This is a genomic window from Chryseobacterium sp. SNU WT5 (genome assembly GCF_007362475.1).
In the GTDB taxonomy this organism is placed as follows: Bacteria; Bacteroidota; Bacteroidia; order Flavobacteriales; family Weeksellaceae; genus Kaistella.
In genome coordinates this window covers 1,639,717-1,661,351 of the sequence record NZ_CP041687.1, presented here as the reverse complement: position 1 = coordinate 1,661,351, position 21,635 = coordinate 1,639,717, and the positions used below count along the sequence as shown (strand labels likewise).

General features: G+C 35.9%; 20 protein-coding genes. 9 read left to right on the top strand and 11 right to left on the bottom strand.

Translation table 11 applies throughout. From position 1 onward, the window contains the following. Positions 1 to 2: 2 nt before the first annotated feature. From FNJ88_RS07965 to FNJ88_RS07930, 7 genes are all read right to left on the bottom strand, one after another. Complete coding sequence (locus FNJ88_RS07965) at positions 3 to 332, bottom strand: metal-sulfur cluster assembly factor (protein WP_143852670.1); 330 nt, start codon at positions 330 to 332, stop codon at positions 3 to 5. Beyond that, complete coding sequence (locus FNJ88_RS07960; RefSeq protein ID WP_143852669.1) at positions 329 to 1,594, bottom strand: hypothetical protein; 1,266 nt, start codon at positions 1,592 to 1,594, stop codon at positions 329 to 331. The genes FNJ88_RS07965 and FNJ88_RS07960 overlap by 4 nt, the downstream gene beginning before the upstream one ends. Next, the gene (locus FNJ88_RS07955) at positions 1,595 to 2,428 is read right to left on the bottom strand and encodes a DUF2249 domain-containing protein (protein WP_143852668.1); all 834 of its coding nucleotides are present in this window, start codon (positions 2,426 to 2,428) and stop codon (positions 1,595 to 1,597) included. 254 nt (positions 2,429 to 2,682) lie between these two features. After that, on the bottom strand, positions 2,683 to 3,885 hold the full coding sequence (locus FNJ88_RS07950) for a DUF542 domain-containing protein (protein WP_228414500.1): 1,203 nt from the start codon (positions 3,883 to 3,885) through the stop codon (positions 2,683 to 2,685). A 75-nt stretch (positions 3,886 to 3,960) separates the two neighbouring features. Continuing rightward, positions 3,961 to 4,395: an RrF2 family transcriptional regulator gene (locus FNJ88_RS07940; protein ID WP_143852667.1), complete on the bottom strand. Its 435-nt coding sequence runs from the start codon at positions 4,393 to 4,395 to the stop codon at positions 3,961 to 3,963. A gap of 189 nt (positions 4,396 to 4,584) precedes the next feature. Further along, on the bottom strand, positions 4,585 to 5,934 hold the full coding sequence (locus FNJ88_RS07935; RefSeq protein WP_143852666.1) for a DUF5689 domain-containing protein: 1,350 nt from the start codon (positions 5,932 to 5,934) through the stop codon (positions 4,585 to 4,587). A gap of 29 nt (positions 5,935 to 5,963) precedes the next feature. Then, a complete protein-coding gene (locus FNJ88_RS07930; protein WP_143852665.1) occupies positions 5,964 to 8,825 on the bottom strand; it encodes a carboxypeptidase-like regulatory domain-containing protein in 2,862 nt (953 codons plus the stop codon). Positions 8,826 to 9,025: 200 nt separating this feature from the next. On the opposite strand from FNJ88_RS07930, the gene FNJ88_RS07925 reads away from it, so the two are divergent. Beyond that, entirely contained in the window at positions 9,026 to 10,216 is a 1,191-nt protein-coding gene (locus FNJ88_RS07925) for an endonuclease (protein WP_143852664.1), read from the top strand. 74 nt (positions 10,217 to 10,290) lie between these two features. Continuing rightward, positions 10,291 to 10,707 carry a DUF6146 family protein gene (locus tag FNJ88_RS07920; protein ID WP_143852663.1) on the top strand — a complete coding sequence of 139 codons (417 nt, stop codon included), beginning with the start codon at positions 10,291 to 10,293 and terminating at the stop codon, positions 10,705 to 10,707. A gap of 50 nt (positions 10,708 to 10,757) precedes the next feature. Here the strand turns inward: FNJ88_RS07920 and FNJ88_RS07915 are convergent, their stop codons facing one another. After that, positions 10,758 to 11,354, bottom strand: a complete 597-nt coding sequence (locus FNJ88_RS07915) for a superoxide dismutase (RefSeq protein WP_143853894.1) — start codon at positions 11,352 to 11,354, stop codon at positions 10,758 to 10,760. Between the two features lie 144 nt (positions 11,355 to 11,498). Then, positions 11,499 to 13,322: a transcription termination factor Rho gene (gene rho, locus FNJ88_RS07910; RefSeq protein ID WP_143852662.1), complete on the bottom strand. Its 1,824-nt coding sequence runs from the start codon at positions 13,320 to 13,322 to the stop codon at positions 11,499 to 11,501. 152 nt (positions 13,323 to 13,474) lie between these two features. Here rho and FNJ88_RS07905 point away from each other — a divergent pair, with 152 nt between their 5' ends. The 6 genes from FNJ88_RS07905 to FNJ88_RS07880 all read left to right on the top strand — a co-directional run bounded on the left by FNJ88_RS07905 (position 13,475) and on the right by FNJ88_RS07880 (position 17,970). Beyond that, positions 13,475 to 13,864 (top strand): DUF4293 family protein, encoded by a 390-nt coding sequence (locus FNJ88_RS07905; RefSeq protein WP_143853893.1) that lies wholly within the window; start codon positions 13,475 to 13,477, stop codon positions 13,862 to 13,864. A 95-nt stretch (positions 13,865 to 13,959) separates the two neighbouring features. Next, positions 13,960 to 14,883, top strand: a complete 924-nt coding sequence (locus tag FNJ88_RS07900) for a M28 family metallopeptidase (RefSeq protein ID WP_143852661.1) — start codon at positions 13,960 to 13,962, stop codon at positions 14,881 to 14,883. Between the two features lie 49 nt (positions 14,884 to 14,932). Beyond that, on the top strand, positions 14,933 to 16,771 hold the full coding sequence (locus tag FNJ88_RS07895) for an ABC transporter ATP-binding protein (protein WP_143852660.1): 1,839 nt from the start codon (positions 14,933 to 14,935) through the stop codon (positions 16,769 to 16,771). Continuing rightward, positions 16,771 to 17,121, top strand: a complete 351-nt coding sequence (locus FNJ88_RS07890) for a DUF1801 domain-containing protein (RefSeq protein ID WP_143852659.1) — start codon at positions 16,771 to 16,773, stop codon at positions 17,119 to 17,121. The genes FNJ88_RS07895 and FNJ88_RS07890 overlap by 1 nt, the downstream gene beginning before the upstream one ends. Beyond that, positions 17,118 to 17,498: an energy transducer TonB gene (locus FNJ88_RS07885; protein WP_143852658.1), complete on the top strand. Its 381-nt coding sequence runs from the start codon at positions 17,118 to 17,120 to the stop codon at positions 17,496 to 17,498. Before FNJ88_RS07890 ends, FNJ88_RS07885 begins: the two co-directional genes overlap by 4 nt. A 64-nt stretch (positions 17,499 to 17,562) precedes the next feature. Further along, the gene (locus FNJ88_RS07880) at positions 17,563 to 17,970 is read left to right on the top strand and encodes an energy transducer TonB (RefSeq protein WP_143852657.1); all 408 of its coding nucleotides are present in this window, start codon (positions 17,563 to 17,565) and stop codon (positions 17,968 to 17,970) included. Here FNJ88_RS07880 and FNJ88_RS07875 read toward each other — a convergent pair. Together FNJ88_RS07875 and mutS are read right to left on the bottom strand one after the other, a co-directional pair. Continuing rightward, the gene (locus FNJ88_RS07875) at positions 17,951 to 18,337 is read right to left on the bottom strand and encodes a DUF2809 domain-containing protein (protein ID WP_143852656.1); all 387 of its coding nucleotides are present in this window, start codon (positions 18,335 to 18,337) and stop codon (positions 17,951 to 17,953) included. The two genes, FNJ88_RS07880 and FNJ88_RS07875, sit on opposite strands and share 20 nt — an antisense overlap. Positions 18,338 to 18,346: 9 nt before the next feature. After that, entirely contained in the window at positions 18,347 to 20,932 is a 2,586-nt protein-coding gene (gene mutS / locus FNJ88_RS07870) for a DNA mismatch repair protein MutS (RefSeq protein WP_143852655.1), read from the bottom strand. 72 nt (positions 20,933 to 21,004) lie between these two features. Between mutS and FNJ88_RS07865 the strand changes: the two genes are divergently transcribed. Further along, entirely contained in the window at positions 21,005 to 21,541 is a 537-nt protein-coding gene (locus FNJ88_RS07865) for an RNA methyltransferase (RefSeq protein ID WP_143852654.1), read from the top strand. Positions 21,542 to 21,635: the final 94 nt, after the last annotated feature.

Sequence of the window (21,635 nt, the reverse complement as noted above, 5' to 3'; positions counted from 1 at the left end):
TACTATCTGTTATTGAGTTGCTGCATTCCTTCGGATGAAACCATATCATAATTCCATGCAGGTTCAAAAGTTAAATCAATTTCAATTTCATGATCGGGAAATTCTTTCTCTAATACATTGATCACCCCAGTTTGTATGGCATCACCCATCGGACAATGTGGTGAGGTTAAGGTCATGGTTACTTTGATCTTATTACCTTCTTTAATATCTACATCGTATACCAATCCCAGATCTACAATGTTTACCATCAGTTCAGGATCGATAACCTCATAGAGTGCAAGTTCGGCACGACCTATTTTGTCGTAATTTTCGTTTGTTGGATCGAGTATCATGATATTTTTTTTCTTTTATGTAAGAGTAATTTAAAAACATTAATATTGTATAAAACGGCTACTACAGCCCACAATACCGCACCAATTCTGATGATTATAACCTGTTGTAGGATTATACCCAGTGCAAAGACCAGAAATGCAGCAATAAAAGTCCAAAATTGCCATATTGTGAGTTTCTCACTATACAGATCTTTTGGAAGTGGAACTTTTACTTTCCCCGAGAAATTCTTATAATGATCATTCCAAATGATAAATGGAAGTGTTTTAAAAGTCTTTCCTAATATGATACTGGTGATCCAACCCATAAATAAAAGCGTTCCGTAAAGCGTCGCCCAGCGATAACCGTTTGAGAAGTAAACCGCTGGTATCAATAAAATAGAGATCACCAAAGCCAAAAAAGAGAGAAAAGCGTGTTTCATCAACAACTCTATCCTTTTTCGTAATCTGTTTTTGAAAGTATCATATAAATACAATAACCAAAAGATAACTCCAATTAAAACGATTGCGGCATAGATTATAACTCTCGCAGTTACCCCTATAAAATAACCATCAATAAGAAAAAGAATTAATCCAAGATTTTGAAAAGCAAAAGCCCATTTCAGCAAAAAATCTTTATTCGATTTGCCCAATAAAAACATGGGAACCAGTTTCGTACTGACTCCAGTGATTAACTGTAGAAACCACCCCGCGAATCCCGCATGAGCATGAAGCTTTAAGATTTCTAAATGACTCTGCTTAAAGAAGGGAAATTTTAAATTAATCGCCAGCAGTAAACCCACAGTTACAGTAAAAAGAAGCCAAACGGCAGAACTCGTTATAAATAACTTCTGAATGGAATAACGATCGCATACGTGAGTGGTTTTCAAAACATTAAATAAATAAAGACTTGCAGATATAACGATCAGCGAACCGCCTGCAATCATCAGCCAACCAACCGTGAGATTCCAGAAATTGGAAGTAAGCAAAATCATTCCTGCCGTTAAGGTATACCAAACGAAGGACGCCAGTCTCTCACTATACAGATCCTGTTCACAAATTACAGGTAATAACTGATGTGCCGCACCGAATATAATCATAGTTCCCCACCCTAACGCTGCTACATGGACCATTGTCAATAAATGCGGAGTAAAATAATGCTGTGTAAATGATTCCGGACTGAAGATCATCAGCACGCAAAGAACGAAAAACATGATTGCTCCCGTTGCATAAAACGGAAGTATAGCGCTGTTTCCTGGAGCTTTTCCAATACTAATTTTTGCCATTTACTTTTTGAAGATGAGCATTTTTACATCACCATCTTGTCTATTATTAATGTGGACTTCATAATTTTTATCTGCAAGTTCTTCCAAAAGATAGACGGGTACGCGTTTGTGATTAACATATAAGGCATTTTCCGGCTTAAGCTCTTCTAATTCTGAAAGAATAAGCTGCATTGGTCCAGGCATTTCCAGTTCGCGAACATCAATCTCTTTGGTCTGTTGATTGGTGAAACGATTGCAGATCGCAGCAAAACTTTCCTCGTCATCCATCTGTAATTTCTCGTCTGCAGTGGTAGAAGAATTGGTTACCTCTTTTTCTCTTTTTAGAAAATAGGTGTTAAATTCTTTATCACTAATAGTCTCTACAAAAGTTTCTTCCGCTTTTTCCTGTTTCAAAAGATGAATTAAAGGAGTCGGCACAAAATTATTAATAATACAAAGAATTTTTCCCGGTTCTACGGTTTTGAAACGTCCTAAAATCTCCTTTAAAGGATCTGCTCCATTATCGATAATTGGACGCACGTCATAAAAGTCGATATCTACTTGCTTAGCGTTTCGTAACCAATCTGGTTTCGTTTCCGCGGTGGTTTCATCTTTAGAAGAAAGATCCTGATCAAAAGTAAATCCCAGTGGAAGAAGTACCCGCTTGAATTCTTCTACCGTTGTTCCACCCATTTTTGCAGCTTCACCAATATTTACTCGGGAAGCCATGATCTTTCTTAAAATCGGGTTCTTGAGTTTCTCCAATGGTTTTGCTAATGAAGCAATTGCATCTACACTTTTCGGATTGAATTTAATCAATTCTGAAATTTTCGTTTTTGCGGTTATGGTTTCCATATTAAGGTATTCTATTCTAATTTTAAAAGTAAATCATATTTTAACAAAGAACATTTTATGGAAGCTAACGCTGCAGCCCGGCTTGAGTGAAGCTCATTTTTTTGCTTTGGCGAATGCTTTGGCAAAAAATAGCGGGAACGGAAGACGGAAATAGCTGCCCAAAAATGACTTTACAATTTACTCGGATAGAAGAAAGCTGCAGACCTCAGCTGGAAATTCAAATTTAAACAAGAATTGGTCTGCAGTTGTTTCTATTAATTCAATTTTGCCAATTCTAAATCTTGTTGCAATGCTTTCGGGAAAAGGATATTGTTTTCCAGATGAATGTGCATTTGCAAATCATTTTCAAACTCCTGTAATTTTTCAAAAAGATAACGGTAAGAATTACAAGCATCTTCCGGAAGCGCATAATTATTGGTCAGTTTTCTGAAGAATGCAAGATCTTCCATCGCAATTTCATGTTCTTTCCTTAGAAGATTAATGGGCTCATGCAGCGAACCGATTTTGTATGTTGTTACCGTTGCGGCATCTCTTTGTTTTGCAACCATTTCCTTAATTACAGGGAATAAAACCCTTTCTTCTTTTACGGTATTATCTAATAAATCCTGTAAAAAGTGATAGGTTACGGTAGAAAGCCTGTTTAATTCGGGATGATTATCGCCGTGATGTTCTGCTACTTTTATGGCTAAATCGTTTAGATTTTCCGAATTATCTTTGATATATCGGTGGTGCGTATTGACGATATAATCTACTAAAAAGTCGAGTTCCCATTTATCGTAATCGAAACTTGGGGCAACCGGTGTTTTGGAAGTACTGTTTAATGCAGTACGCAAATCATCTTCGGAAATTCCCGCTTCGGCACTGGCCTCTTTTACGGTTTTATCGCCGTTGCAAGAGAAGTTAATTCCTTTCTCTTTTAGCATTTGTGCTTTTCTAATATCTTTTGCAGCAATTGATCCTATGGTTTCTTCACCGTTTCCATCAACGGGATTTTTTGCAATTTGAACCTCAAATAATTCTGGTCCTTTTTGCAGATATTCCCATGTAAAAATATCACCACGTTCAGCAATTAGCTCATAATATAGTGGTTTCGGATCGTGATCATTTTCGATAATGAAACTTTCACCAGCTTTCAAAGCATCGAAATATTTAAAGATCGTTGGATGTTTAAATTTCGGCTCAATGGCAGTGACATTTAACCGTTCAATTTCTTTTTGCTCTTCCGCTGGGTTTTTACAAATTTTCACGACAAATAATTCTGGCCCTTTTTCCAGATATTCCCAAGTGAAAATATTTCCACGCTCGCCGATGAGTTCATAATATAAAGGTTTGGGGTCGTGGTCATTCTCGATCACTAATTCTTCGCCTGGTTGTAACGCATCAAAATATTTAAAAATAGTAGGATGTTTCAATCGAGGTTCTATTTTCGTAACATCTAATCTTTCTACTGTTGCCATATTTGCTCAATTTTAGTTAAATAAATAGTTATAAGTCTGATAAAAAAAAATTTATAATCCTTAAGAGTGGATCTTTTATTCTCGTCTTAATTCTAGTTTTTCTAAAGAATTTTCAGTTCTAAACTGACTCAAAGTCGTTTTGCCATAAATCTCATGCAGCTGATCTCTTGCTGCTTTATAGGTGTTATGAATCGGACAAGGATTTGTTTCTGAACAAAATGCCAAACCGAGCCCGCAACCCTGAAACATCTTATCGCCATCGATTGCAGTAATGATATCTGCGAGCGAGCTTTTAGCCTCTTCATCTGAAATATAGAACCCGCCATATCGCCCTTTTGCTGATTGTAAAAATCCTTCCTTGCTCAAGTTTTGAAGAATTTTGGCAATAAATAACTCGGGTGAATTTATTTTAACAGCAATTTCTTTGATGTTTATCGTACTCCCGTCGCGAGATTGCTGTGCGATATAAATCATCGCTCGCAAGGCATATTCGCATGTTTTTGATAACATAATATTCGGTTTCAGTGATACAAAGATATAAAATATTTTTAATTCGGACTAATTTGTCTTAATTAAAATGAATATTAATAATTCTTGAGATTTATAAACTGACAAATACGGAAATCTTGGAAATTCCTTACTAAAAAATAAAAAAACCGCCTCTTTTCAGAGACGGTTCGGTTATTTGGATTTTAATCATTAAAAAATACTTATATCATCTAGTTGCATCACCGTAGTTGCACCTGGTGTATTTGCATTGTATTCAAAAACAATATATCCATTTCCGGAACCACCAAGGCTTCCGATCCCACTAGACCGGAAACTACTTTCGTAGTTAGAACCAGCCGCTCCTGGTACCTTTCCTTTAGAAATGTCGAACTGCGAAGTGATGTCATTTAATGTAGCTGCAGTTGGATTTGCAGGATCATAGTTTGTAGACCAATAAACTTTTAAGACGTCTCCATTATAATATCCTGCATTAGTTTTGAACGCTAATTTAGTTTTTGTCGTTAGATTCACAGGTATTGCAAAATGAGTTTTTACAAGTCCACCATTATTCCCGGAAATTTGGATATACTTATTACTGTTATACGTCTGAACATACCATTTCTTAGTTCCCAGAAGTGAGGTATTATAATATTTTGGTAAGAAATTATCCAGACTCTGTGCGTATGAGGTAAAGGTTTCCACATTCAAGACCAAACGCGGTTTATCTAGCTTCACATCATTTAACCCTCTAATCAGCAACTGATAATCGGAATTGTACTTACTCACTATGAATGTAATACTTCCGCTTCCATTTGGTAAAAGTGCAGATCCGTAAGAAGCGAATCCTGAACTTCTTATTATGGATGAACTTCCTGTTACATCCTCTATTGACCGACTCGTATCTACGCCTGCTCCTCCTACATAATCAATGTACGCTTTCGTTGCAGGGCTGAAATTGTCGGAAGTAAACTGCACATTAGGAACTGATACCAATGTATTCAAATTGTCAACTTTCATTGCATCAGACAAGCTGGATAATTCTTTTGGCTTAATAGGTACGACTTCCATTCCACTGCCATTACAAACCGCAGAAATATACTTTGAGAATAAAACTCCAGGAATTCTACCAATATCAAAATTTGGATCTACAGAACCTAATTTAACAGTTCCACGATCTGTACCTAATCGTAAACCATTCGCATTAATTCTGATATGAGTTCCCACCGGGAAATCTGCGTAATTACTTGCTCTATCTACTTCCATCTGTAATCCTACGGTCGGATTTTCGGGCTTATCCTGAAAGGAAATCGTTTTGTAGAAATTACCATTCTCATCTGAAGAGATGATGTATCCATCAAAAATAACATCATTGCTAATTAATATATATCCATTGGATGGAGCCATTGCTACAAAATTTGCCAAAGATATCGTTGGAGCAGCAAATTTATTATTACAATTAATCGGCGGCGTTTCCCATTCATCTTTATCTACACAAGAACTTACTGTAATTACGGCCAGCGCAATTACAAAAGCAGTTTTAAAGTATTTTTTAAAGTTCATTTTATTGTTATTTAAAATTCTTAATGTTATTAAAATCTGAATTGAAGATTAACAAAGTAAGATCTTCCTTGAGTATACCAATATTTTGGTCCAAATAATGGGAATTCTCTGCTATTCTCTTCTACATATCCTGGGAAAGTAACTCTTCTGGTTTGTTCAAAACCTCCAGTGATATATTTCGTATTGTCTAATATGTTATTTACTGAAGCGGTAAGCAAAACATAATAGCTTCCTAGTCTCCATGATTTACCAACGTTTGCATTAAAGAAATATGCAGACGGTAATTTGCTTGGTTGTAAAACTCTTCTCAAATCTGATTCGGTAAGACCTGCATACGGAGTCCCTGTTACTGGATTTTGTACAAACCGCTCAGTTCGTAATAGTGCCGAAGGATCTAAATAATTATCATCTAAATAATTCCAGTTGGCTCCAAACCACCAATATTTTGGTGAATTGTAGCGGAATCCAAGTGAATAACCTTGCTGCGGTGTTCCTCCTTGTTTAGAATTAGTTAAATAAGCTTTCCCCAAATCTAAATAAGATTTACCATTGTCAAAATTACCAGTAGCATCTGACGCAAAATAAACGTTCGGGTCATTTCTATAGGTATATTGTCCATAACTGGCTAAACCTTGTACAGAAAGCGTAGGAAGGATTTTCACATCGATACCCAACTCGGCGCCCATATTTCTCTTTTCTACATTCGACATGACCTGCGTTACGAATGCACTCTGCACATTCGCCACGGTTCCGTCTGATCCGGCAGATTGTAACTGAATCCCATCTGCAAAAAATCTTTGTACATTGGTATCATTTTCAGTATCCACTAAAAAACCTGTCAATCTTAATTTAAAGAAAGGGCTATTTACAACATAACTTAAGTCGTTCGCATTGACAACTGTATTTTTAATATTCGGTGCTAAAGAAGCGTTGACCCTAGGATTAATGAATAAATCTTCTAAGTAAGGTGCTTGTGAAAAGTATGCTCCATTATAGACGAAGAAGTTTCTACCATCTAATTTATAGATTACCTGCCCCTTCAAGCCAAAATTCCAAAAGTTTTGATCTCCACTTTTTCCAAAAGAATCATTATACAAATAGTGATGATATAAACCTTCTCTAGATGATTTTGAATAACCTGCTAAACCGGAAAAAAACACATCAAATTTTCCAGTTTGAAATTTCAAACCTGGATTAATTTTAAATTCCTGCCTGCTCAAAGCGTAATTATAATTGATTTTATCTCCTACTCGTTTCACAACATTAGTTTCCCCTTCATTATACAATCCACTTTTTCCAGGTTGATTGGTTGCTGCAAACGGATCTTTATTCAGAACGAAATCTGCTCCTAACAAATCTTTTACTTCTCTATAAAGCTCCGACTTATAATTTTGATAAGATACATTCAACAAAAATTTTGAAGTATCAGTAAAATTGTAAACGTAGTGAGTTCCTACGTTCCAGATTTTATCTTCGCTGACATCATTCACCTGAAAATACAAAGCACGTTTACCGTTTTCGCCAAAGTAACTTCCTGCTGGCTGACTCCTATTTCTGCGATACAGAGCATCCCAATTAATTTGAGTAAACATGGGGTCGCCACTTTGCCAACCTTGTAAAGATTCTGCATAAGCTTGTTGAGCTGTTGTAGCAGCTCCCCCTTGCGGTACTGAAACAGAGGCATTCGGATCCAAGGAATCATAATAACTCGGAAGATACCGGTAATAAGAAGGTGATGGATTTTGAACATTTTGCCAGTCTAATCGGGCACTTTTATCTTTTCCGAATTGGTAAGAAACAGCAGTCCTTAAACTTGATTTCTCGTTAATTTTCCAAAAATCTTGAATTTGTAAAATGGGTTGAAAACCTTCTTTTACTCTTTCGCTTCTTTTTTTTCCATCTTGCCAACCCCAATAAGAGTTATAATGAACACGACGGTAATCATAAACTTCCTGCGTACTTGGACTCGCAGTTGATCGTCTGTAAGGAGCTGCAAAAGCATTCAGAGTTATCGTATGCGCATCGTTTAATTTCTTTTCAATTCCCAGATAAGCACCATATGCATCGTAGAACGTTCCTTCCTGTATTCCTTCTTGAGCCCATCTTCTTGCACCCATCGCAGTAAATGCCCAACCACTTCTGCTCATTCCTGAGGTGTAACGAAGTGATGCTCTGTTTCGGTAATTTCTGTTGGTTAAAGAATAAGTGGCTTGAATGCCTTTTCTGTATTCACTGGCATTTGTATTCTTATATATTACAGAACTGGCGCCTCCAAAAGCATACTCAGAAGGAGCATGATTCGTCGAAATTTCTGGGTATCGAGTAATCTCATTTAATCCACCCCAATTGCCGAAATCTACATTTCCGTTATCAGCTTTTACCATAGAAACTCCATTCATCATGATTTCACCAGTCCTGCCATCAACTCCTCTTGGCCGAAACCAATAAGCTCCCAAATCAAATGCAGCAACACGGCTAAATACATCTTGCGATGATTGTAATAACCCGACGGTCGTAGATTGGCTGTCTTCTTCGTCGCCATTACTTTCAATAATGGCAAAACCTTGGTCAGCACCTATTAAATTGGAATAAAGAGTAATTACGCCCAAATCTTTCCTCTTTTCCTCGCTCACGTCAAACTCCATCACTTTTGTTTCGAAAGTTGGTTTTGTGATGATAATCTGATAATGACCGGACTTAAGATCAACAAACTGGAAATATCCAATTTTGTCGGCTTTTAAATCCTTTCCTGATCCTTTCAAATCGATCTCAGCCGCTTCTACTGGCTTCCCATCCGCATCTTTAAGGTACGCATAAACCGTAGTTTGCGCAAAGGAATAAGTTGCAGGAAGCAGCGTAAACAAAGAGATTAAGTACAGTTTTTTAATCATGGTGTAATCTATTTTTGCTTTTTATTACTTTTAATCAATTAGATAACTTAATTAACACAAAGCTAGGAAATATAACAAGACTTTAATTTTTTTTAACATATTACCTCTCAAAATAAAAGGTAAATTAACCTTCAACGAAAATTGAACAGGTGTCAATATTTTATTAGTAGCTTTGTATGATAACTATTAGCAAAATTGAAATGAAAAAATTTATAAGTATTTTACTTTTAATGATTTTCAGTTTTTCTTTCGCACAGAAAGGCCAATTGAGAAAAGTTGCGACCGTCGGTTTTTTGAATGTTGAGAACCTGTGGGATACCATTGCGTCTGCCGATTATATTGATGGAACCAAAGACATAACCAATCCAGCATTTCATAGAAGCGTTCCTTTGGATTCCCTGAAATATCTGGATACGACTGAAAACTATCGCGGTGGATGGAGCGATGCTTTATTAAAAGGAAAAAAGGTAATTCGACCACAAATTCTCGCCGATGATTTTACGGCTAACAGTTCAAAAAATTGGAATAGTAAAAACTACAACATTAAGTTAGCCAACCAAGCAAAAGTGATTTCAGAAATGGGTGCGCAGTATACCAAGTCTGCCCCAGTAATCGTAGGTCTTATTGAAGTTGAAAACAGGCAGGTAATCCAAGATTTAATTAAACAACCTGCTTTGGCAAAATATGATTATGGAATCATACACTATAATTCCTATGATGCCAGAGGAATTGATGTAGCAATCATCTATCAAAAAAGAAGATTTACGCCTACCCACTCTCTAAAAAAAGAAGTTAAAATATACCGCGACGGAAAGAGATCATATACTCGTGACATTCTTGTAGTTACAGGCTTCTTAGACAATGAAAAAATTGCGCTGTTTATGAATCACTGGCCATCCCGAAGTGGTGGTGAAGCACGTTCATTACCCGCAAGAAATGCAGCGGCAGTAGTTCTAAAAAAACAAATGGACAGTGTAAGACTAAACGATTCATCAACTAAACTCTTTGCAATGGGTGATTTCAATGATGACCCAGTAAGTTCAAGTTTGAAAAATTACTTAAAGGCCGCCCAAACAGTTAAAGATTTAAGCCCCGAAGCGCCTTATCTTAATTTGATGTATCCTTTGTTTAAGAAAGGAGTTGCATCTTTGGCATATCAAGATGCTCCAAATCTTTTTGATCAAATAATTGTTTCCGGTAATCTGCTTTCTGATAAAGTGGGCGAAGGTTATTCTATTTATAAAACAGAAATATTTGCACCTCCTTATCTTATTAATAGAGAAGGCAACTGGAAAGGATATCCTTTGAGATCTTGGAATGGAGATACATTCACAGGTGGCTATAGCGATCACTTTCCTGCTTTTGTTGTTTTACAAAGAGAAATCAAATAATGAAATATAAAGGCAAGCCTTATCGGAATGGCTATTTTGGCTTTTAAATTGATATCTTATTTAAAATCAACGCGATGAACAAAATAATTTTCAGCATCCTTGTATTATTTATAATTTTCGGCTGTACGCCGCAAAATACAATCACGGATAATAAAGAGAACATAGGGATAAAGCCTCAGTTTAATGATGACGGCGAGTATGATCTTGTTGTTTTTGATAGTCAGTACGATTACTTTCTAAGTGCTGTGGCCCGACCAATGAATACTTATACAGAAGATTATTTAAAATCAAAGAATCGTTTTTTAGTCACGGAATGGAATTCTCTGTACTATTCTGGAAGAAACAGAAATATAATAGAATCATCAATTGACTATGATCCTACAATTAACTACGGAATTAAATACGAGTATAAACTATATCAAGTATTCGCTTATGTAAGATGGAAGTACGGCTTAAGATTAAACGGCTTAAGCGCAGGAGACATTCGATAAAATGAAAAAGTTCAGATTTCTCTGAACTTTTTTATTTGATCTATGAAGAATTACTTATTAAATCTTTCTTCAACTTTATCCCAATTGATCACATCAAAAAATGATGTTACATAATCAGGTCTTCTATTTTGGTAATGTAGATAATAAGCGTGTTCCCAAACGTCTAATCCTAACAATGGGATTCCTTGGCAATCTGCAACAGGCATTAAAGGATTGTCTTGATTAGGAGTAGAACATACCGTTACCGATCCATCTTCTTTTTTGCAAAGCCATGCCCAACCAGAACCAAATCTGGTTTTAGCAGCTTCAGTAAAATCGGTTTTAAATTTATCAAAACCACCATAAGCTTCAATGGCAGCTTTTACGTTTCCTACTGGCTCTTTACTTCCCCCTGGAGTCAAGATCTCCCAGAAAAGAGAATGATTGTAATGGCCACCACCATTATTTCTAACAGCTGCCTTATCAGTTCCTGTTTTGCAAACTTCTTCAATGGACTTATCTGCTAAGTCTGTTCCTTCAACTGCTTTATTTAAATTATCGACATATCCTTGATGGTGTTTTGTATAATGGATTTCCATCGTCTTTGCATCGATTGTTGGTTCTAATGCATCGTACGCATATCCTAATTTTGGTAATGTGAACATAATTCTATAATTTTTAATGTTATTACTCAAATTTAATCATTAATTAGACCAATTGCAATAAGTCCATATTACTTTAATAAATCTTTAACATTGATAAAAACAAAAAACCGCTCTTACAAGCGGTTTTAAAATATATATAATAAAAGATTATCGATTCATCGACATCAAAAACTCTTCATTATTTAAAGTTTGCCTGATGTTTTTGTTAACAAATTCCATCGCTTCAACTGGATTCATATCTGCAAGATACTTGCGTAAAATCCACATTCTTTGTTGCGTTAAGTCATCCATTAACAGATCATCACGTCTTGTACTAGATGAAGTTAGATCAATTGCGGGATAAATTCTTTTATTCGCAATTTTTCGGTCGAGTTGTAATTCCATGTTACCAGTTCCTTTAAACTCTTCGAAGATCACTTCGTCCATTTTGGATCCTGTGTCAATTAATGCTGTTGCGATAATTGTTAAAGAGCCTCCGCCCTCAATATTTCTCGCTGCACCAAAGAATCTTTTCGGTTTGTGCAAGGCATTTGCATCTACACCTCCCGATAAAATCTTCCCTGAAGCTGGTGTGACGGTATTATAGGCTCTGGCCAAACGCGTAATAGAATCTAATAGAATAATAACATCATGCCCACATTCAACCATTCGTTGAGCTTTGGATAAAACCAAGTTTGCCACTTTTACATGTTTCTCTGCGGGTTCATCAAATGTAGAAGCGATTACTTCTGCATTTACACTTCTTTCCATGTCGGTAACCTCTTCCGGTCTTTCATCGATGAGTAAAATCATCATGTAAGCTTCTGGATGATTTGCAGAAATCGCATTAGCAATTTCTTTTAGTAACATTGTTTTTCCCGTTTTTGGCTGGGCCACGATCATGGCACGCTGTCCTTTTCCAATCGGAGTAAATAAATCTACGATTCTGGTAATCGGCGTAGCATTTTTTCCAGTCAAATTAAATTTTTCTTCAGGGAAAAGTGGGGTCAAAAATTCAAAAGCAACTCGATCTTTAATAAAATCTAAATCCCGACCATTAACTTCTGTTGGTTTTAATAATGAAAAATATTTTTCACCTTCTTTTGGTAATCTTACGATCCCTCGAACAGTATCTCCTGTTTTTAATGCGTAATTTCTAATTTGGTTGGTAGAAACATAAACATCATCTGGAGAAGAAATGTAAGAAAAATCTGATGAACGAAGGAAACCATAGTTATCTGGAAGAATTTCCAAAACTCCTTCAATCGTTACCAGCCCATCAAAATTGAATTCTTTTTTAGCTGGCTCATCTTGCGAATCGCCATTATGCTGATTTCTATTCTGATTAGCGTTTTTGTGTTGGTTAGGATTTTTATTCTGATGTTGTGGCTGTTTATGCTGATTACCGTTTTGATTACCATTCCCATTCCCAGCCTGATTAGAATTAGAACTGGAGTTTTGGTTCTGCTGTTGATTAGAGTGCTTTGTTCTAGGTTGTTCCGGCTTAATTTCAGCGGCAACTTCCTTTTCTTTCACATCCTCTTTAACATCAGTTTCAGCAGAGGCTTCTTTTACAGGAACTGCTACACGCTGTCTTTTTTGCTTCTGTTGACCCGTATTAGCAGGTTTTCTAGATTCTGCAACTTCCGTGGTTTCTGCAGTCACTTCCGCAACAGCGGGTTCTTCAACCTTTTTAACTTCGGGAATTATTATATCAGAAACCTCATTTGGCTTCTCTACCTTCTTTTTAGGTGCAGCCTTCTTCGCTACAGCTTTTTTAGGGGTAGGTGCTTTTGGTTCTTCTGTATTCATAGGGGTTTCTGTGGCAGTATAGTATTCTTTTACTACCTTCGTATTGGATGCTTGAAAATCCAAAATAGCAAAAATTTTATCGTTGTCGGTGCTGTTTTTAGCAAGTTTAACGCCCAGATCGTTGGTGATTTTGGCCAAATCTGAATCGGATTTCGACCTTAACGTTTCAATGTTGAACATAAATGTTACGCAAAAAGTAATTTATAAGTAATTGTAGATAAGAAAGTTAAGTCAGGCGACTTTTCTTAATTTGGTCATTTGTATTGCAAATCTACGTTATTTTTTTAATTATGCAAAAATTATTGTTATTTTTGTGGACAGAATTGATTAATATGTTGCAGAGAATACAGACCGTATGGATATTTTTGGCTATTTTAGGCGCGGTATTTCTATTTATTACCGGTCAGGATTTTGCTCTTTTTGGACCAGTCCCTTTTATATCTGTTTGTTGTGTGATACTGGTTTTATTTGGATTTATAAGCATATTAAGTTACAAAGACCGTAAAAGACAGTTATTGCTGAATAAGATCAGCATTATTATAAACGCTTTGTTGCTCGGTTTATTGGCGTATTGGATACTCACCTTACCCGGAGGAATGGATTTTCCAGAGAAGGGTATTGAGCCTCTCTTTCCACTTTTTGCAATCATTTTTTTATTGATTGCCAATGTTTTTATTAGGAAAGATGAAAAGCTCGTAAAATCTGTAGACAGACTCCGCTAAACGTACAACGATTTTTTTTGAGTGAAACAGTTCCGTTTGGAACTGTTTTTTTTATTTTTCAATTATATTTCTATCTTTAATTAAAATAAATGATTATGTCAAAATTCTGTTTCCTTATTCTATTTTTTATTTCCTCCCTATTATTCTCGCAAGAAATCTCTAAGGAAACTGTTACCGAAGTTCTATCAACTTTAGCTTCTGATGGTATGAAAGGCCGGGAAATAGGAACACCAGAAAACGACACAGCAGCACAGTATATTGCGAAAAAATTCGGCGATAATAATTTGGATTATTGTGTAGGAGATTCCTATTTGGTACCTTTTGAATACAAAGGGAAGGTGGTTTACAATGTCTGCGGCATTAAGAAAGGAAACACTGAAAAAACACTGGCATTCTCCGCTCATTTCGATCATATCGGAACCACTGACAAACCAGGGGATCATGTGTATAACGGGGCAGATGATAATGCCAGCGGAGTAACAGCGATTATTGGGTTAGCTGATTATTTTAAAGAAAAAAAATCAGAGTTTTCAATGGTTTTTATGGCTTTCAATGGTGAAGAAAAAGGAATGAAGGGTTCAAAAGCGATTGCTGAAATTCCCCAATTACAGAACTATTATAAAAACATAAGCGCTTTATTTAATTTTGAGATGGTTGCCACAGTATCACAGTTCGGACCTAATGCAATGTACATGACTGGTGACGAATTTTCTGATCTAGACGAACTGATCAACCAGAACGCAGCCAACAATTTAAAGATCAATGAAGATCCATATAAGCGACAAAAACTTTTTTATCGCTCAGATAACGTGGTTTTTGTGAAGAAGAAAATAATTGCACATTCATTTTCAACTGTTGATATGACGAAAGCAAAACACTACCACCAGCTTAACGATGACCTAAGCGTTGTAGATTTTGATAACTTAACGCAAATCATTAATAACTTTGGAAAAACTGTAGAAAGGCTGAATCCAAAAACTTTCGCTCCGATCTATACTGATCAGGTAAATTTCAATTAACAAACCGAGCAATTCAAAATTCCGTATTTTCGCACCTTAATCTCCGTCAATGAAACCATTCCAAAGAATACTCTTTTTCGCAAAACCGCATCAGAAATATCTTTTTGCCAGCATGTTTTGCAATATCATGTACTCTCTTCTTAACATTTTCTCTGTGGCTACCATGTTACCTATTTTGGGTTTAATGTTTGGCACCGTAGAGAAAGTTGACACGACCACAGCACCCGTTAATTCCGGGAAATTGGTCGATTTTTTTAGCTATGCTAAAGATTGGGCATATTACAGTATTCAAATGCAAATAGATCAAAATGGTGCTGTAAAGGTGTTGGCATTTCTTTGTGGGGTAACTGCTTTGGCATTTTTACTCAGAAATGCATTTCGATATTTAGGCGCTTATCTTTTGGTTAATTATCGGGTTGGAATCACTAAAGATCTGAGAACTGCCATGTACGATAAGTTTCTAAAATTGCCAGTTTCATTTTTCACTGAAAAGAGAAAAGGAGATATGATGTCTAGAATCTCTAATGATATCGGCGGCGTAGAAGGCGGCATTATGGGAAGTCTGGTGGATGTGATCAACTCTCCTTTTATGATTATCACTTCCTTAGTTACGCTCTTCATTCTTTCCCCAAAATTAACTTTATTTTCTTTATTGGTTTTTCCAATCATGGGTTGGTTGATTTCATGGGTGGGTAAAAGTTTAAAAAAACAAGCTACCGCAGCGCAGGAAGAATTAGGAAATTTATTCTCTTTGGTTGATGAGACCTTAAAGTCTTCGAAAGTCATCAAAATCTTCAATGCAGACAAGATCCTAAAAAATAGATTTAATACAACTACCGACAACTGGCAAAAATATGCGATTGGAATGAGTCGTAGAAGAGAGCTGGCCTCGCCAATGAGTGAGTTTTTAGGTTCGGTTACCATTCTAATTATCACTTGGTTTGCAGGGGTTCAAATCCTAAATGAACAGACTATGGAACCGGAAACATTCTTGGTATTCATTGCCATGTTTTTCCAGATCCTGGATCCAGCAAAAAAGCTAGCGAATGCTGTTTCTAATATTCAGGGAGGTATGGCGAGTTTAGACCGTGTTTCAGAAGTTTTGGATTACGATCTAAAAGTGGACGAAATTGAAAATCCTATTCCCATTTCCACTTTAAAAAATCAAATAGAATTCAACAAAATTGGATTTTTTTATGATAAAGATAATGTGATTTTAAAGAACTTTAATCTCACCATTCCTAAAGGAAAGACAATAGCCTTGGTGGGACAGTCAGGTTCCGGCAAAACAACCGTTGCCAATTTACTTGCACGATTTTACGATGTTTCTGAAGGCGAGATCTTAGTGGACGGAGAAAATGTTAAGAATTTGAAAGTATCCGATTACCGACACCTTTTGGGAATGGTAACTCAGGAATCCGTTTTATTTAATGATTCGGTTTTTAATAATATTTTGATGGGGAAACCTGATGCTACAGAAGATGAAGTAATAGCTGCAGCAAAAATTGCCAATGCTCATGAATTCATCGATCATCTTCCGGAAAAATATTACACCAATATCGGTGATGATGGAAACAAACTCTCTGGCGGACAAAAACAAAGAGTTTCTATCGCGAGGGCCGTTTTAAAGAATCCACCGATTATGATCCTGGATGAAGCAACCTCTGCATTAGATACAGAGTCTGAAAGATTTGTACAGGATGCTTTAGAAAAAATGATGGAAAACAGAACTTCTCTTGTCATTGCACACCGACTTTCAACTATTCAAAAAGCAGACTGGATTGTCGTTATGGAACGTGGACTTGTTGTTGAACAGGGAACGCATCAAGATTTATTTGATAAGAATGGAACTTACAGAAAGTTGGTAGATCTGCAAAATTTTGGATAGTGAACCCCATACAGGAATACTTTTTCAAAATTGAAGAACCGCAGCAAAGCACTCTTTTATTTCTGCGAAAAAAAATATTGGAAAGTGATCCAGAAAACATCACCGAAACATTAAGTTTTGGTTTGCCTTTCATTAAATATAAAAAGAAAATGCTCTGCTATTTTTATTATAGTAAAAAGCACCAAAAGCACTACCTGAGCTTCTATCACGGCGATCGTTTAGATTATCCCGAACTCATTTCGGAAGGCAGGAAAAAATTTAAAATTCTTCTCCTTGATGAAAATGAAGATTTACCGTTAGATTTTATTTTAAAAATTTTGGATGAAATAAAACAATATATTAAACCATGAAGAAACTATATTTTATTGGTGCGATTCTCATGTCTGGATTTATCTTTTCACAAGAAAAAACAAAAGAAACTTACCTTATTACAGAACAAATAGCGGAATTTCCCGAAGGTGGAGCTACAAAGTTTCGTCAATTAATTGTAGATAATTTTAGAGAAAAAAAGGTGAAAGGTCAAGGAAAAGAATTTTGTGAACTCGGCTTCGTAATTGAACGTGATGGTTCCATAAGTAATATAAAAGCAACTGGAACAAATGATAGTTTTAACAAAGAAGCGATACGCGCCATCTCCAAAATAAAAACAAAATGGATTCCGGCGAAAATTAATAATGAAGTTGTAAGATACCGATTTCGACTTCCTTTAAATCTGACTTTTGACTGAGAATTGATTTTAAAGTCATTTTCTCAATTAACCTTTTTATAAAATACCAATTTAAAACTTGTTGATGATGAAAAACATAATTCTTCTCTTTTTTTGTTTAGTTGGAATAGTGCTTTTTGGGCAGACTGTCGCTACACCTACTTTGACTGATAAAAGTGAAACCTTCGAACAAGACTTGAAAGGTGCAAATTTTCCAGGGGGAAATGACGCTTTTACCAAACTGGTTTACTCCAAATTTAATTCTGGACTAATTGATTGCCAAGACCAAGACATACAAAGAACCATGATCGAATTCATTGTAGAAAAAGACGGAACCCTAAGTAATATCAAAGCGATTGGAGCCAATGGAAGTTTGAACAAAGAAGGGATAAGAATCGTAAAATCAATTACAGAGAAATGGCAACCTGCTACTTTAAAAGGTAAAAACGTACGGATGAATTTTAAACAGCCAATTAAGTTGGTCTGCCAATAATCGAAGATTTTAATTCCACCAAATATAGAATTACACATCCAACGGCGTAACACAGAATATCAATCCAACTGAAACTGTTTCCAACTACAACCGCGGCTATACTTCCTGGTTTTAAGTTTAAAACATCTGCGATTTTAAAATACTGCAAAACTTCTACTATTACCGAGAAAATAAAAATTCCTACTATGAGTTTTGTTTTATTTTTAAGATCGAAAAATGCGAGCATAAAATAGTAAATAAGAACTACGACAATTACATCACCAAGATAGGCACGAACAAAAAACAGATCTTTAAAAGTAGTTGCGATTAAAACTTCTACAATGAAAAGCAGAATGGTAATTAAAAAATATTTGAGATTAAATTTCATTTCCCGATATTACTTTCCAATCATCTTCTTAATCGAATTCAACTTCATCAACGCTTCAATCGGCGTTAAAGTATTGATATCGATCTTCAACAATTCTTCCCGAATATTTTCTAAAACAGGATCATCTAGCTGGAAGAAAGAAAGTTGTAAACTCTCATCAGTAATGGCTTTTGCGGAATCTTTGGATCCGCTGTGTGAACGGCTTTTTTCTAAAGTTTTCAAAACTTCATTCGCTCGGCTGACCACTTTTGAAGGCATTCCCGCCAACTTTGCAACGTGAATCCCGAAACTATGTTCACTTCCGCCAGGAACTAATTTTCGTAAAAAAATAATACTCTTTTTATGTTCTTGTATTGAAACATGGAAGTTTTTAATTCTTTCAAAATTCACCGTCATTTCGTTGAGTTCGTGATAATGCGTGGCAAATAATGTTTTCGCCTGCGTCGGATGTTGATGTAGATATTCCGCAATAGCCCAGGCTATGGAAACTCCGTCATAAGTAGACGTTCCACGTCCGATTTCATCTAAAAGAATTAAACTTCGTTCAGAAATATTATTGAGAATATTTGCAGCTTCATTCATCTCAACCATGAACGTTGATTCGCCGGAAGAAATATTATCGGTTGCTCCAACTCTGGTAAATATTTTATCTAAAACTCCGATCTCTGCATGTTTTGCTGGCACGAAACTTCCTATTTGAGCCATTAGACAAATGATAGCGGTTTGTCTCAGAATCGCAGATTTACCCGCCATATTCGGACCGGTAACCATAATAATCTGTTGGGAATCTTTAGACAAAAACAAATCATTTGGAATGTATTTTTCACCCAATGGCAAAGCGTTTTCAATGATCGGATGGCGTGCTTCTTTTAAATCAATTTCAAAACCTTCATTTAAAACTGGTTTTGTATAAGATTCAGAAACGGCAAGTTCAGATAAACCGACACCGCAATCCAATTCTGCAATGATCTTAGAATTCTCCTGAATCTGATCAATGTAAATCATTACATTTTCACAAACCTTTCGGTAAAGCAAATGTTCAATTTTTGAAATCTTTTCTTCGGCTCCCAGAATTTGTTCTTCGTATTCTTTGAGTTCTTCGGTGATGTATCGTTCGGCATTCACGAGGGTTTGCTTGCGAATCCAATCTTCTGGAACTTTATCTTTATGAGAATTTCTTACTTCAATAAAATAACCGAAAACATTGTTGAAACTGATTTTTAAACTTGTGATTCCGGTGCGTTTTACTTCACGATCGCACATTTCATCCAAAAAATTTTTCCCTTTGCTTTGAAGTCCGCGCAAATGATCGAGTTCTTCTGAAATACTGGTTTTAATTACATTTCCTTTTGAAATATTAACGGGAAGTTCATCATTCAAATAATTAATTAAATATTCAATGAGTTCATCTAAAGGAATTAAAGGTGACAACCAAGCCAAAACCTCATCATGAGCGTGAAGTAATTCTTTAATATTTCTAATGTTAATCAAACTCTGACGAAGATAACCAAGTTCTTTCGGTGAAATTTTTTCCGCTGCCAGTTTTCCCATCAAACGGTCCAAATCTGAAATCGATTTTAATAACTGTAAAATCTCATATTTCAGATTTTCTTCTTTATTAAAAAACTCAATGAGATCTAATCTTCTGTTGATTTCGTTGACCGATTTTAAAGGCAAAATCAATCTTCTTCTTAACAATCTTCCGCCCATTGGCGTAGAAGTTTTATCAATAATATCGAGTAATGATTTCCCTTGCGAATGACTTGAATAAACGATTTCTAAATTTCGCAACGTAAAATGATCCATCATCAGATAATCATCTTTCGGAATCAATTTTATTTTCGTAATATGCTGTAAAAGTGCATGATGCGTATCTTCAACTAAATAAGCAAAGATAGCTCCGGCTGCTGTAATTCCTAAATTCAAATCCTCAATTCCAAAACCTTTTAATGAATTGGTTTTGAAATGATTGGTGAGTTTTTCGTAGGCATAATTGTATTGAAAAGCCCAATCTTCTAATTTAAAAGAATTGCGGTTCTTCAATTGAGAAGGAAGTTCAGTTGTTCGCTGATAAATAATTTCGCTTGGATCAAAAGTTCCAACGATATGAAGCAGCTGTTCCAGATTTCCTTCCGAAGTTAGAAATTCCCCAGTAGAAACATCGACTAAAGCGATTCCGTACTTCTCCTTTGCTTTATGAATAGAAAGTAGAAAGTTATTTTTCTTAGAAGTTAAAACCTGTTCATTGAAGGTGACGCCAGGAGTTACCAGTTCTGTAACGCCACGTTTTACAATTCCTTTCACTCCTTTTGGATCTTCTAACTGATCACAGATTGCAACACGAAGTCCCGCTCTCACGAGTTTTGGCAAATAAGTATCCACGGAATGATGTGGAAAGCCGGCAAGTTCGATATGACCTTCACCGTTGGCTCTTTTGGTCAAAACGATTCCTAAAATCTGCGACGTTCGAATCGCGTCCGTTCCGAAAGTTTCGTAGAAATCTCCTACTCGAAACAGCAAAAGCGCATCAGGGTATTTCGCCTTGATGGTATTGTATTGCGTCATTAAAGGAGTTTCTTTCTTTTCTTTTGCCACGGAATGGATTTTAATAATTATTGAACTAAAAAATTAAGATTTTAAAACCTTAATTTTGCCAAAAATACGAAAATGTCATCCACAAAGAAACTGAAACTCGAAGAATTAGGGAGAATAGATATCGAAACCTTTAAAGAAACCAAAAAAACGCCGCTTGTTGTAGTCTTAGATAATGTTCGAAGCATGCATAATGTAGGTGCGATTTTCAGAACGGCAGATGCATTTTTAATTGAGAAAGTGATTTTGTGTGGCATTACTCCGCAACCGCCACATCGTGAAATTCACAAAGCCGCTCTTGGAGCGACGGAAAGTGTGGATTGGGTTTATGAAAAAGCTATCTCAGAAGCGCTTCAAAATTTAAAAAAGGAAAACTTTAAAATTATTGGAATCGAACAAACAACAAGTTCCGAAATCATGACTGATTATCCCATTAATAAAGATGAAAAATATGCTTTGGTTTTAGGAAATGAAGTTGATGGATTGAGCGACGAAGCACTTCCGTTTTATGATAAATTCCTGGAAATTCCACAGTTGGGAACGAAGCACTCTTTGAACGTTTCGGTTTGTGGTGGAATTGTGATGTGGGAATTCTTTAAATATCTGAAATAAATTTGGCTGTAAATAATTACCTAGAATGGACGAATATTTTTAACGCGAAGTCGCAAAGATTTTATTTCTATTACTGCATAAAAATTACGGTTGC